The organism is Nakamurella sp., from assembly GCF_044224575.1.
Taxonomy (GTDB): domain Bacteria; phylum Actinomycetota; class Actinomycetes; order Mycobacteriales; family Nakamurellaceae; genus Nakamurella.
Window position 1 is genome coordinate 142,415 of record NZ_JBGAKE010000012.1, and the last position, 13,632, is coordinate 156,046.

11 protein-coding genes are annotated in these 13,632 nt (G+C 71.4%); 8 read left to right on the top strand and 3 right to left on the bottom strand.

Features of this window, described 5'->3' with window-relative positions; genetic code table 11:
- Positions 1–2: 2 nt before the first annotated feature.
- Both lon and ACILSK_RS15300 read right to left on the bottom strand, forming a co-directional pair.
- The gene (gene lon / locus ACILSK_RS15295; RefSeq protein WP_395728030.1) at positions 3–2,396 is read right to left on the bottom strand and encodes an endopeptidase La; all 2,394 of its coding nucleotides are present in this window, start codon (positions 2,394–2,396) and stop codon (positions 3–5) included.
- Positions 2,397–2,429: 33 nt separating this feature from the next.
- The gene (locus tag ACILSK_RS15300; RefSeq protein WP_395728031.1) at positions 2,430–2,954 is read right to left on the bottom strand and encodes an SRPBCC domain-containing protein; all 525 of its coding nucleotides are present in this window, start codon (positions 2,952–2,954) and stop codon (positions 2,430–2,432) included.
- A 177-nt stretch (positions 2,955–3,131) separates the two neighbouring features.
- On the opposite strand from ACILSK_RS15300, the gene ACILSK_RS15305 reads away from it, so the two are divergent.
- From ACILSK_RS15305 to ACILSK_RS15330, 6 genes are all read left to right on the top strand, one after another.
- Positions 3,132–4,649 (top strand): MFS transporter, encoded by a 1,518-nt coding sequence (locus ACILSK_RS15305; protein WP_395728032.1) that lies wholly within the window; start codon positions 3,132–3,134, stop codon positions 4,647–4,649.
- Positions 4,650–4,708: 59 nt separating this feature from the next.
- Entirely contained in the window at positions 4,709–5,314 is a 606-nt protein-coding gene (locus tag ACILSK_RS15310; RefSeq protein ID WP_395728033.1) for a sulfite oxidase-like oxidoreductase, read from the top strand.
- Positions 5,315–5,351: 37 nt separating this feature from the next.
- A complete protein-coding gene (locus tag ACILSK_RS15315; RefSeq protein ID WP_395728076.1) occupies positions 5,352–6,080 on the top strand; it encodes an FAD-binding oxidoreductase in 729 nt (242 codons plus the stop codon).
- A gap of 380 nt (positions 6,081–6,460) precedes the next feature.
- The gene (locus ACILSK_RS15320) at positions 6,461–6,703 is read left to right on the top strand and encodes a hypothetical protein (protein ID WP_395728034.1); all 243 of its coding nucleotides are present in this window, start codon (positions 6,461–6,463) and stop codon (positions 6,701–6,703) included.
- Complete coding sequence (locus ACILSK_RS15325) at positions 6,691–7,989, top strand: sensor histidine kinase (RefSeq protein WP_395728035.1); 1,299 nt, start codon at positions 6,691–6,693, stop codon at positions 7,987–7,989. Before ACILSK_RS15320 ends, ACILSK_RS15325 begins: the two co-directional genes overlap by 13 nt.
- Complete coding sequence (locus ACILSK_RS15330) at positions 7,986–8,675, top strand: response regulator (protein ID WP_395728036.1); 690 nt, start codon at positions 7,986–7,988, stop codon at positions 8,673–8,675. The genes ACILSK_RS15325 and ACILSK_RS15330 overlap by 4 nt, the downstream gene beginning before the upstream one ends.
- 3 nt (positions 8,676–8,678) lie before the next feature.
- On the opposite strand, the gene ACILSK_RS15335 is transcribed toward ACILSK_RS15330, so the two are convergent.
- Positions 8,679–9,542: a hypothetical protein gene (locus tag ACILSK_RS15335; protein WP_395728037.1), complete on the bottom strand. Its 864-nt coding sequence runs from the start codon at positions 9,540–9,542 to the stop codon at positions 8,679–8,681.
- A 214-nt stretch (positions 9,543–9,756) separates the two neighbouring features.
- On the opposite strand from ACILSK_RS15335, the gene ACILSK_RS15340 reads away from it, so the two are divergent.
- Positions 9,757–11,454: a purine-cytosine permease family protein gene (locus ACILSK_RS15340; protein ID WP_395728038.1), complete on the top strand. Its 1,698-nt coding sequence runs from the start codon at positions 9,757–9,759 to the stop codon at positions 11,452–11,454.
- A 957-nt stretch (positions 11,455–12,411) separates the two neighbouring features.
- Positions 12,412–13,626, top strand: coding sequence for a saccharopine dehydrogenase family protein (locus ACILSK_RS15345; protein WP_395728039.1), 1,215 nt, complete (start codon positions 12,412–12,414; stop codon positions 13,624–13,626).
- Positions 13,627–13,632 lie beyond the last annotated feature (6 nt).

Here is a 13,632-nt window from a genome sequence, read left to right on the forward strand (position 1 = left end):
GCTCAGGCCGCTGCGGCCACCTCGGCCGCACCTGATGCCGGCTCCAGTGCCTGGGCCAGGATCTGCCGCACGTCACCGACCGGGATGACGGTGAGCGCGTCCAGGATTTCCGACGGCACGTCATCCAGGTCCGGCTCGTTGCGCAGCGGGATGAACACCGTGGTCACGCCGGCCCGCTGGGCCGCGAGCAGCTTCTGCTTCACCCCGCCGATCGGCAGCACCTTGCCGTTGAGCGTGACCTCGCCGGTCATCGCGACGTCCGAGCGGACGGGCCGGCCGGTGGCCAGCGACATCAGCGCGGTCACCATGGTGACACCCGCCGACGGTCCGTCCTTCGGCACCGCACCGGCCGGCACGTGCAGGTGGATGGTCCGGTTCAGCGCGCCGGGCTCGATGCCGACCTCCTCCGGATGCGACCGGATGAAGGACAGCGCGATCTGCGCCGACTCCTTCATCACGTCCCCCAGCTGACCGGTCAGGGTCAGGCTCGACCCCTTGCCCGGCTCGGTTCCGTCGGCGACCGGTTCGGCGGACGCCTCGATGAACAGCACGTCGCCGCCCATCCCGGTGACCGCCAGTCCGGTGGCCACCCCCGGCACCGAGGTGCGCTCGGCGGTCTCCGAGGTGAACCGCGGCCGGCCGATCAGCCCGCGCAGGTCGGCCTCGTCGACCGTCACCGGCGCCTGGACCGTCCCCGCCGAGAGCTGGGTGGCGACCTTACGGAACACCTTGGCGAGCAACCGTTCCAGCTGCCGCACCCCGGCTTCCCGGGTGTAGTCGGCGGCCAGCTTGCGCAGCGCCGCATCGGTGACGACCACCTCCGACGAATCCAACGCGGCCCGCTCCAGCTGCCGGGGCAACAGGTGCGTGCGGGCGATGGCGACCTTGTCGTCCTCGGTGTAGCCGTCCATCGTGATCAGCTCCATCCGATCCAGCAGCGCGGACGGGATGGTCTCCAGCACGTTGGCGGTGGCCAGGAACAGCACGTCGGACAGGTCCAGATCCAGGTCCAGGTAGTGGTCGCGGAAGGTGTGGTTCTGCGCCGGATCCAACACCTCGAGCAGCGCGGCCGCCGGGTCGCCCCGGTAGTCGCTGCCGACCTTGTCGATCTCGTCGAGCAGCATCACCGGGTTCATCGAACCGGCTTCGGCGATGGCCCGGACGATCCGACCGGGCAACGCGCCGACGTAGGTGCGCCGGTGGCCGCGGATCTCCGCCTCGTCCCGCACGCCGCCCAGGGCGACCCGGACGAACGTCCGCCCGAGGGCGCGGGCCACCGACTCGCCGAGCGAGGTCTTGCCGACGCCGGGCGGGCCGACCAGCACCAGCACGGCGCCGGAACCGCGACCGCCCACCACCTGCAGACCACGCTCGGCCCGCCGGCTGCGGACCGCCAGGTACTCGGTGATCCGGTCCTTCACGTCGTCCAGGCCGTGGTGATCGGCGTCCAGCACGGCGCGGGCGGCGGTCACGTCGGTCTTGTCCTCGGTCCGGCTCTGCCAGGGCAGCTCCAGCACGGTGTCCAGCCACGTGCGGATCCAGCCGGACTCGGGGCTCTGGTCGCTGGCTCGCTCGAGCCGGCCGACCTCGCGCAGCGCCGACTCCCGGACCTTCTCCGGCAGGTCGGCTTGCTCGACCCGGGACCGGTAATCCTCGGCTCCTTCGGGTTCACCCTCGCCGAGCTCCTTACGGATGGCGGCGAGCTGCTGCCGCAACAGGAACTCGCGCTGGGACTTCTCCATGCCATCGCGGACGTCGTCGCGGATCTTCTCGGCCACGTCCATCTCGTTCAGGTGGGCCCTGGTCCACTCGATGAGCAGCTCGAGACGGGCGACCACGTCCGGGGTCTCGAGGACCTGCCGCTTCTGTTCGGCGGTCAGGTACGGGGCCCAGCCGGCCGCGTCGGCCAACACCGACGGGTCGGTCATCTTCTCGACCGTGTCGATCACCTGCCAGGCGTCGCGCTTCTGCAGGTTGGCGATCACCAGCGACTTGTACTCGGCGGCCAGCTCCTTGGCCCGGGCGGTCTGCTCGGCGGTGGCCTCGTCGGGGACGAGCTCGGCCTCCACCCACAGCGCGGCACCCGGCCCGGACACGCCGGTACCGATACGGGCCCGCTGCCCGGCGCGCAGCACCGCCGCCGGAGCCCCGCCGGCCAGCCGGCCGACCTGCTCGATGGTGGCGACGACGCCGAAGGTGGCGTAACGGTCGGGCAGCCGCGGCGCCAGCAGCAATTCGCCCTTCCGCGGCTCGGTCTCACCGGATGCCTCGGCGGCGGCCTGGGCCGCGTCCAGGGCGGCCTGGGCGGGTTCGTCCAGCTCGATCGGCACCACCATGCCGGGCAGGACGACGACGTCGGACAAGGACAGCACCGGCAGGCGGCGGATATCGGTCATGTGAACACCCTTCAAGAGTTGAGTCTGCAGCACTCAAGGCTCTTGAGCGTGGGATTGTTCCCCGGCCCGGACGGAGTTCGCCCCCGGCGAAATCAGCGGTCCGGCCGCTCGACAAAACGGGCCCAACCCGACCAGCGAATCCGTCAATCCCCGGGCGTGATCGAGCGCCCTGATGCCCGCCGGGACGTCATCGGCGCGGAACGTCACCAGGGTCGACGACCCCCGCGCCGTCAGGGACCAGGTCATGGTCATGGTGCCGGCGAAATCCGGGTCGTCGGAGACGAAATCGACCGCCTGGACGATCCGGTCGCCGTCGGCCACCTCGACGAACCGGCCCCGCACGACGTCGGAGTCTGCGCTCGACTTCCCGGCGCCCGAATCCCGGTAGGTCAGCACCATCCGGTAGGTGCCGCCGGTCCGCAGATCGAAATGCTCCACCCGACCGGTCATCCCGGTCGGCGGCAGCCAGGCCTGCAGGGACTGCGGGTCGGCGACGGCCGCCCAGACCCGCGCGGCGGGGGCGTGGATCAACAGCGATGCCTCGTCCGTTCGGCCCATGGTCGCCTACCGTACGCAGGCATGAATCATCCGCGCGGATGAAGCCGTTGACAGACGTCCCACCCGTCCCATCGCGTGGCAGTTGATCCGCGCAGGCCTTCTTGATCCGCGCGGGAGGGGTGCGGCGCACACTGGGTCGATCAGTCCGGGAACGGACGGAACGGAGGCGAGCCGGTGGTGGGCCAGCAGACGAACGCGCAGCCGGGCCCACCCGACGGGCTGGCGTACGCCTCGGCCCGCGGCAAGTGGGTGCTCACCGCGACCGTGCTCGGCAGCGGCCTGGCCATGCTCGACGGCACCGTGGTCAACGTCGCGCTGCCCCGGATCGGCGAGGATCTGGGCGGTGGGCTGACCGCCCTGCAGTGGACGCTCAACGCCTACACGTTGACCCTGTCCGGTCTGCTGCTGCTCGGCGGGTCGCTGGGGGACCGGATGGGCCGGCGCCGGGTCTACATCATCGGCGTCATCTGGTTCACCCTCGCCTCGATCGGCTGCGCGGGCGCCCCGAGCACCGGCGTGCTCATTGCCATGCGCGCGCTGCAGGGCGCGGGCGCGGCGCTGCTCACCCCGGGGTCGCTGGCCATCCTGCAGGCCTCGTTCCGCCGGGAGGACCGATCCACCGCGGTCGGTGCCTGGTCCGGGCTGGGTGGTGTGGCCACCGCGCTGGGGCCGATCATCGGCGGCCTGCTGGTGGGCGTCGCCCCGTGGGGCTGGCGGCTGGTCTTCCTGATCAACCTGCCGATCGCGGTCGTCGTGGTCGTGCTGTCCCGGCGGTACGTTCCGGAATCGCGCGACGAGCAGGCGACGGGCCGGCTGGACGTGCCGGGGGCGGTGCTCGCCTCGGTCGGCCTGGGCGGCGTGATCTACGGGCTGACCGAGGGGCCGGCCAACGGGTGGACCCCGGTGACCATCGCGGTCACCGCGACCGGGGCCGTGCTGCTGGCCCTGTTCCTGCTGGTGGAGACCCGCACGGCGGAGCCGTTGCTGCCCCTCGGCTTGTTCCGCGAGCGGCAGTTCACCGCGGCCAACCTGGTGACCTTCGCCGTGTACGCGGCGCTGGCCGGCGCGCTGTTCCTGTTGCCGGTCCAGCTGCAGCTGGTCGCCGGGTTCAGCCCGGTCGAGGCCGGCGCCGCGACGTTGCCGATCACCGTGATGATGTTGCTGCTGTCCGCGCGGATGGGGAGGCTGGCGGCCCGGATCGGCCCGCGCCTGCCGATGACGGTCGGCCCGATCGTGGCCGGTCTGGCGATGGTCTGGCTGTCCCGGGTCGATGCCGGCGCCACCTATCTCGGCGCCGTTCTGGGCCCCATGCTGCTGTTCGGGCTGGGCCTGTCGACCACTGTCGCCCCGCTGACCTCCACCGTGCTCGCGGCCGCCCCGGACCATCAGGCCGGGGTGGCCTCGGCCATCAACAACGACGTCGCCCGGGTGGCCGGCCTGATCGCGGTCGCGGTGCTGCCGGCGCTGGCCGGGCTCAGTCCCGCGGCCTACGCCGATCCCGCCATGATGTCCGCCGGCTTCCACCGGGCCGTGCTGATCGCCGGCGCCGTGTGTGCCGCCGGCGGCCTGCTGGCCCTGGTCACCATCCGCAATCCGACCCACCCGGCGACGCCGGCGGAGTCCCACGATCACAGCGACCCCGCCCTGAGCTGCGCTGCCTGTCCGGTGTTGGCCCCGCACATCAAGCCGCGATGACCCGGAGCGGGTCGGTCGGGGATGATGTTTCGGTCGAACGAACAAATGCAGGAGGTGTGATGGCCGGAATCACCCGCGGCTTCACCGGCCGGCGGCAGCGCGACCCGCGGCTGCCGCCGGGACAGTACGACGTCGGCGCCGACTGGCCGGTGCTGACCGCCGAGGTCACCCCACGCATCGAGCCGGACCGCTGGACCATCACCGTCGACGGTCTGGTGGACACCCCGACGACCTGGACGTGGGCGCAGGCCCATGCGTTGCCGCCGTCCCGGTATGAGGGCGACATCCACTGCGTGACGACCTGGTCCAAGCTGGCCACCAACTTCGACGGGGTCAGCGTCGACACCCTGCTGGCCGCGGCCGTGCCCCAGCCGGCGGCGAGCTTCGTGCTGGCGACGTCCACCACCGGGTACACCACCAATCTGCCGTTGGCCGACGTCACGGGGGGCAAGGCCTGGGTGGTCTGGGCGCACGAGGGCCGGCCGTTGCCGCGCGATCACGGCGGGCCGGTCCGGCTGCTGGTGCCGCACCTGTACTTCTGGAAGTCGGCCAAGTGGATCTCCCGGATCACCCTGCTCGATCACGATCAGCAGGGCTTCTGGGAGCGCAACGGCTACCACGACCGGGGCGACCCGTGGCTGGAACAGCGGTACCAGGGTGACTGACGTGCTCGACGACGCGAACCCGGCGCCGGCCGGTTCGCTGATGACACCCGGCGGGACGGTGCCTGCCTTCGCGCCGGCGCCGACCGGCCGGTGGACCACCGCCACCGTGCGCGAGGTGATGCACCCCACCGACCGCGCGGTGATCCTGCGGCTCGACGTCCGCGACCGGATCGACCACCTGCCCGGCCAGCACTACGTGGTCCGGCTCCGGGCGCCCGACGGGTACACCGCGCAGCGCTCGTACTCGGTGGCCTCGCCGCCGTCGGACCCGCTGGTCGAGCTGTGGGTGGAACGCATCCCGGACGGCGAGGTCTCGCCGTTCCTGGCCGACGAGGTCGCGCCCGGCGACGAGTTGGAGGTGCGCGGCCCGATCGGCGGCTGGTTCGTCTGGGACGCGACGATGCCGGCGATCGGCGTGGCCGGCGGCAGCGGCGCGGTGCCGCTGGTGGCGATGCTCCGGCACGCGCGGGCCCTGGGCCGGCCCGACCTGCTGCAACTGGCCGTGTCGGCGCGCGCCCTGCCGGATCTGCCGTTCCCGGACGAGCTGGCGGCGGCGGGTGCCCTGATCGCGCTGAGCCGGACCCCGTACGGCGACCGGCCGGCGGGCCGGTTGACCGCCGACGAGTTGCGGGCGCTGGCGACCTGTCACGAGACGACGTTCGTCTGCGGCTCCGCGGGGTTCGCCGAATTCGCCAGCCAGTTGCTGGTCGAACTCGGCTGTGCCTCGCCGGACGTCCGGGTCGAACGATTCGGGCCCACCGGATAGGTGGCGCCGCACCGGTGCGGCGCCGGCAACGCCGACCCCGGAGCGGCCGGCGTCTGCTGCCCGATGACGGCCGCCCAGCTCCGGAAATGAGCCGCTGCCACCCACGCGGCGTATCACCCAGGTCATACGACGGCCAGGTGGGTATGACTGTGGTACCTCGGCGGAGTTCCCTACGCAGGCTGATGCATCCCGGCCGTTCAACCGACAGCATGGGCGGGCGGAACGAGCTGGGCCGGTGCTATGCCCCGGGCCGTGGTCGCCATCGGCAGTCGCGGACGAGGGGTACGCGAGTGGGGTGGTCGCGCCAGGACGGGGAGGGGTGGACGCCGCATGCATGGAGGCCCGAGTTGTCGCACGGTGGTGGCCCGACTCTCGGCCGGATGTCCTCGCCGGCAGCGGGCGGCCCGGGGCCCGCTCTCCCGCACCACCCGGACCCATTTGTCACCAACGCCGATCCGGCGGTTCTTCGGCGGCCGACCGGTGATCTGGTCGTGCACGTCGGCGAGGCCACCCGGGCGATCGACGAGATCCTGCTGATCGCCGGACCCGTCGGCCGGCAACGCCCGGCCGGGATGCGCCGGCCCGCGGCCGCTTGGTGCACTATCTTCGGGTGGCTGTGCTGATCAGGTCCGGGGAGAGCGGATTCAGGTCGGCGCACCGCGTCGACCTCATCGTTCTGCCGCTGGTCTTCCTGGTCGACGTGTTGGTCTTCTCCCGCCTGCTGCGGCCCGAGGGCGTGACGGCCGCCGAACGGGTGGCGATCGTGGTCTACTCGGCTGCCGGCGTTGCGCTGCTGCTGTTCCGGTGGCGCGCCCCGGTTCTGGTGTTTGCCGCGTCCGTGGTGATGTCGGTGCCGCCCCTGCTCGTCACCGACTACTACTTCCCCTTTGTGGTTCCGCTGATCGCGCTGGCCGGGGTCGCGCAACTCCGCGCGCCGCGGGTGTCCCTGTGGTGCCTGGCGGGCGCCGTCGTGCCGATCGCGCTGCTGGTCGGCCGGGCCGTCATGCAGGCATCACCGGATGGTCGGCTGACGTCCGCCGTCGGCTCGGCGGTGTTCTACACGGCCGGCTTCGTCCTGGCCTGGACGATCGGTTGGTGGTCGGGACGGCACCAGCGGCGGCTGGCCGAACTTGAGGCGGCCCACCAGCACGAGGTCGCGCAGCAACGGGCGATCGCCGATCAGGCTGTGTCCGTGGAACGCCTGCGCATCGCCCGCGAGTTGCACGACATCGTCGCCCACTCGGTGACCATCATGGTGCTGCATGCGGCCGGCGCCCAGCGGGTGGTGCGCACCGACCCCGACCGGGCCGCCGACTCACTGGCCCTGATCGAGGACTCCGGGCAGCGCGCCATGGGTGAGCTCCGCCGGCTGCTGGCCCTGCTGCGGGAGACCGAGGGCGACTCCCGTGGCGAGGCGGCAACGCCTGGGCTGGCGCAGGTCGACCAGGTGCTGGCGGCCGTTCGCTCGTCCGGGGTCGCCGCGACGCTGGAGGTCACCGGCGACCCGCGCCGCCTCGACGCCAGCGTCGACCTGGCCGCCTACCGAGTCATCCAGGAGGCGCTGACCAACGTCACCAAGCATCTCGGGGCCGGCGCGCGGGTCGACGTCACGATCGAATGGGAACCGGAGAAGGTCACGGTCGCCGTCGAGGACGACGGCGTCGGCGTCCGCTCGCCCGCCGGACCGGAAGCGGAGACAGCGGCTGTTTCCGACGGCGGCCACGGGCTGGCCGGCCTCCGCGAGCGGGTTGCGGTCGCCGGTGGCGACTTCTCGGCCGGGCCCACCGATCCCGGCGGCTTCCGGGTGGCCGCGCGGCTGCCGGTCTCTACCGGACCCACGGTCCCGTCGCAGGGCCGCAACGCGCGTGCCGCCGAGGTCGTCGGGCCCCCGGACGGGGCGGAGCGATGATCAAGGTCGTCGTCGTCGACGACGAGTACATCGTCCGCTCCGGAATCGCCCTGCTGCTGGCCGGCGAGACCGACATCGAAGTGGTCGCCGACCTGGACGGCGGGCCCGAGGTCGTCGACCTGGTGCGGTTGCGGCGGCCGGACGTGGTGATCGCCGACGTCCGGATGCCACGCATGGACGGGGTCGAACTGACCAGGCGCATCATCGGCGATGTGCACCGCACCGGCAACGTACCGAAGGTGCTGGTGCTCACCACTTTCCACGTCGACGACGCGGTCTACGCCGCCCTGCGGGCCGGCGCGACGGGCTTCGTGCTCAAGGATGCCGCACCGAACGAGCTGGTGGCGGCGGTCCGGGCGGTCGCCTCCGGCGAGGGCTGGCTCGACCCCGCGGTCGCCCGGCAGCTCATCGACGAGTTCGCCTCGCACCCGCCGTCCGAGCTACCCGGACCGGACGAGGTGCAGGGGCTGACGCCGCGCGAGCGCGAAGTGCTGGTGTTGATGGCCCATGGCCTCTCAAACGCCGAGATCGCCGACCACCTGGTGGTGGGTGAAGGGACCACGAAGACCCACGTCGGCCGGATCTTCGCCAAGCTCGGCCTGCGGGACCGGGCGCAGGCCGTCGCCGTCGCGTACAAGAGCGGCCTGCTCAGGCCGGACGACCCCATTCCCGCCCGGCGCCGCTGACCTTCACCGGGAGGCGGCCGGCCCGGTGGTCGTTTGGCCCGGCGTCATCGGCAACGGCTGGGTGAAGCGGGCCAACGCGATCGCGCCGCTCACCGCGATCAGGAAACCGGCCGTGGCGACCAGGGCGAACCCGCTGCGAACCTCGTCGCCGAGGAACAGCAGCCCGATCACCGACGGCACCACGGTGCTGGTGGTGTAGGAAACGGCGGCGACCACGGTCACCCGGCCCCGTTGCAGGGCCAGCGCGAACAGGGCGGTGCCGACGACGCCGTTGACCACGATTGCCCAGATCGCCGGGTCGACGATGACGTGCCACAGCGGCTGCGGCACGTCCAGGCTGCGGGCCGCGACCGCGACGCAGCTGAAGCACAGCCCCGCGCCCAGGGCCAGGAGAACCGACGAGACGGGGCCGCCCAGCCGTACCGCCACCCGGCCGAGCGCGGCGATGGGCAGGGCCATGGCCAGCAGCAGCCAATACCAGACCGGGTCCAGCGGCGGGACGTCGTGCGGCTGCGACGACAGGCCGAGCAGTACCAGGCCGCACAGCGTGCCGCCGAGCGCCACCCAACCGGCCCGGTCCAGCGGCCGGCCGATCACCGCGAAGATCACCGCGGTGACTGCGACACTCGACGCGACGACGGCCTGGACCAGGTACAGCGGCAGGACCTGCAGAGCCAGCACGGTGAAGGCGAACCCCAGCAGATCGATGGTCAGCCCGACGAAGTAGACCGGCTCGCGCAGCAGGGCCCCGACGTCCCCCGGTCGCCGGGTGCGGTGGGCCGCTCGTCGTACCCCCAACGCCTCGATCGCCGACCCGGCGCCCGAGCCGAGAGCGGCCAGGGCAGCGAGCGTCAGGCCGATCAGCATGGGGCGCAGTTTCGCACGGTCGACCGCGACGCCGGTGACTCCGATGCCGCGCGATGTTTACGCAGCGAAACCTGCCGGTCACGCTCTGCGCCTAGCGTTCCGTGCGACGAGCGGCCGGCCCACCTGCCCGGCGCTGCTCCCGGCCATCGGTGCCCACGCCAACGTCGGCGTTGCCGCCCGATCGGCCGCCCGCCCATCGTCTCGGGAGGTCACTATGACCGACATCGAACGCAAGCCGGCGCCGGCCCCAGCCGCGGGTCCGGACGCTCCGCCGGCCGTGCCGCCCACCCATGAGGACTTCCACGGGATGGACGCGGCCAAGGAGACGTTGGAGGATTACACCCTCCGGTTCGCTCCGCGGTCGTACCGCCGGTGGGGGACCGGGGTGGTCGCAACGTCGGCGCTGGGTGGCATCGCCTACCTGGCCGACTTCGCGATCGGTGCCAATATCGGGATCGCGCACGGCACCGTCAACGCGCTGTGGGGCATCCTGATCGCCGCGGTGATCATCTTCGTGACCGGTTTCCCGCTGGCCTACTACGCGGCCCGGTACAACATCGACCTGGACCTGATCACCCGCGGGTCGGGCTTCGGCTACTACGGCTCGGTGCTGACCAACGTCATCTTCGCGACGTTCACCTTCATCTTCTTCGCGCTCGAGGGCTCGATCATGGCCCAGGGCCTCCAGCTGGGTCTGGGCATCCCGCTGTGGCTGGGGTACCTGATCTCGACGTTGATGGTGATCCCGCTGGTCATCTACGGCATGAAGGCGCTGGCCAAACTGCAGGTCTGGACGACCCCGCTGTGGCTGGTGCTGATGGTCATCCCGATGGCCTACCTGGTCCTCAGCCACCCCGACTCGGTCGAGACGTTCTTCCAGTACCAGGGAGCCGACGGTGACGGCGCGCCCAGCTTTGCCGCGATGATGTTGGCCGCCGGCGTCTGCCTGTCATTGATGGCGCAGATCGCCGAGCAGATCGACTACTTGCGGTTCATGCCGCCGCGCACCGAGTCCAACCGGCGCTCCTGGTGGCGGGCGGTGATCCTGGCCGGACCGGGCTGGGTCATCTTCGGGGCGATCAAGCAGATCGTCGGGTTGTTCGTCGCCGTCTACATCATTGCCAAACTGACCCCGGATGCGGCGGCTACCGCCAACGAGCCGGTGCATCAGTTCCTGACCGTCTACGAGCAGTTCCTGCCCGGTTGGGCGGCCATGACGCTGGCCGTCGTGCTGGTGGTGATCAGCCAGATCAAGATCAACGTCACCAACGCCTACTCCGGCTCGCTGGCCTGGACGAACTCGTTCACCCGGGTGACCAAGCGCTACCCGGGCCGGATGGTGTTCGTGATCTTCAACCTGGCCGTCGCGCTGCTGCTGATGGAACTGAACATGTTCAGCGTCCTGAACACCATCCTGGGCTTCTACGCGAACTGCGCCATGGCCTGGGTGGTCACCGTGGCCGCCGACATCGTGATCAACAAGGGCCTGCTGAAGATCTCGCCGACCGTGCCGGAGTTCCGTCGCGGCATGCTCTACGCGTTCAACCCGGTCGGCTTCGTCTCGGTGATCCTGTCCGCGGGCCTGTCGATCGCGGTGTTCTTCGGCGTGTTCGGCTCGGCGATCCAACCGTTCTCGCCGATCGTCGCGATCGTGCTGGCCCTGGTCCTGACCCCGCTGATGGCCGTGGTGACCAAGGGCAAGTACTACCTGCGGCGCACCGACGACGGCATCGAGCTCCCGATGTTCGACGCCGACGGCAACCCGTCCGACGAGCGCCTGACCTGCCACGTCTGCCGGCTCGACTACGAACGTCCGGACATGGTCAAGTGCGAGACGCACGACGCCTACATCTGCTCGCTCGACCTGTCCACCGACAAGGTCGGCGACCACGTCCTGCCGGCCCAAGCCTGACCGGGCCCGGCACCGCTGGCCGGCCGCGACCGGCCGACCACGACCGGCCGACCCGGCCGGGCCCCGCAACGGCTGACCCGCGCCGATAGCCACAACGGCCGGAGGCGCCCGGCCCGGCGCCCGGAGGTGCTCCACCGCGCGGGCCGCGGCCAGCAGGTCATCGCCGGGGAGCTTCCAGTATTCGGCGTGCAGCAGCTGGTCCAGACCGGCGGCGACCGTCGCGGCGACGTCCTGCACGTCGTCGAGGGTGGTCACCGCCGTGTCCATGATTCAGTATGGCATAAGTGTACGAAATAAGCAATCTGAACTCGATAAACAGCAATAGAGAGAGACAGCCGACGCGGGTCCGCAGGCGAACATACTGACGCCCCCCGCGCGGCCGGGGGTGGCTCCGTACGAAATAAGCAATCTGAACTCGATAAACAGCAATAGAGAGAGACAGCCGACGCGGGTCCGCAGGCGAACATACTGACGCCCCCCGCGCGGCCGGGGGTGGCTCCGCCCTGTCGTCCTCGGACCGTCTCATGAGAGTCCGACAGCGCCCGCTGAGCAGGTGTGCACCCGCGCTCCGCACCGACGGCAGTCACGTCCAGCGGTTGGCCTGGGATGAGGCACCCACGAGTTCGGTGACCCATGAAGCCCACTCGGACCGCGCTGAACAGTCAACTCCAGCGTCGCCAGATTGAGTGCGCCCGTCCTACTGCCCACATGGCGGCCTCACAAGCGCGGCCGATTCCAGGGCCGGGACGTGCCGGACCGGAGTGAGGCGTCACCACGTTCAACGGAGCCGGCTGACCAGCCGAAGCCTTGACAACAGTCCGGCTCGATCTCAAGCCGATCTCCCGATGACAGCCCGGCGCGACAGCGGGTACCGAGCCGGAGCCGCAACTCGGCCGGCACGACTGGACAGCACGATGGAACCGGCACGACTGGACCGCACGATGGAAGGTGAAGGGCATGGCAGATCGCGAGTTCGACATCGTCCTGTTCGGCGCGAGCGGGTTCGTCGGGCGGCTGGTCGCGCAGCAGTTGGCCCGGCATGCCCCGGACGGCATGCGGATCGCGCTGGCCGGACGCACGCGCTCCCGCGTCGAAGACGTGCGGGACGGGATCGGCATGCCGTGGCCCGCGCTGACCGCAGACAGCGGGGACGAGGCGGCGTTGCACGGGCTGGCGACCTCGACCGGCGTCATGGTGAGCACCGTCGGCCCGTACGCCCGGCACGGATTGCCGCTGGTCACGGCGTGTGCGGAGGCCGGGACCGACTATGCCGATCTGACCGGTGAAGTGTTGTTCGTGCGGGAGAGCATGGCGGCCGCGCACGACCGGGCGTCCGCGACCGGTGCGCGGGTCGTGCATTCCTGCGGGTTCGACTCGGTGCCCAGCGACCTGGCCGTGCTGTTGCTGGCCGATCGGGCGTCGGCCGACGGTGCCGGTGAGCTCACCGACGTCGATCTGCTGGTCCGCCAGGTCCGCGGCGGGTTCAGCGGCGGCACCGTCGACTCGCTGCGCCACCAGCTCCGCCAGATCCGGGCGCACCCGGAGCTGCGCCGGGACGTCGCCGACCCGTATGCGCTGAGCCCGGATCGGTCCGCCGAACCGGATCTGGGCCGGCAGCCGGACGTCGGGCCGCCGTCGCGCCTGCCGGACGGCACCTGGGTGGCCCCGTTCGTCATGGCCCCGTACAACACCCGGGTGGTCCGGCGCAGCAATGCGCTGTTCGAGCATCGTTATGGCCGCGCGCTGCGCTACCGGGAGTTCGTGGCCACCGGCGACTCCTGGTGGTCCCCGGTCGCCGCGACTGTCGCCACCGCGGGGCAGGCGCTGGCCGGCGTCGCGGTCGGTCAGCCCTGGCTGTCGCCGGTGGTGGACCGGGTGCTGCCGTCCCCGGGCCAGGGTCCGAGCGAGAAGGCTCAACGCGAAGGGTTTTTCCGGCTGGAGGTGCGGGCCGCCACCACGTCCGGCGCTCGCTACCGGGCGGTCGTGGCCGCGTCCGGGGACCCGGGGTACGCGGCCACCTCGGTGATGCTGGCGCAGAGCGCCCTGGAGCTGGCCGCCTCCCGGCGCGACGGCCGGCGGGGCGGCGTGCTCACCCCGGCGGTCGCGCTGGGCGTCGGGCTGGTCGACCGGTTGCGAGCGCGCGGGTTCACCTTCGACGTCCACCCCGGCTGACCGGGG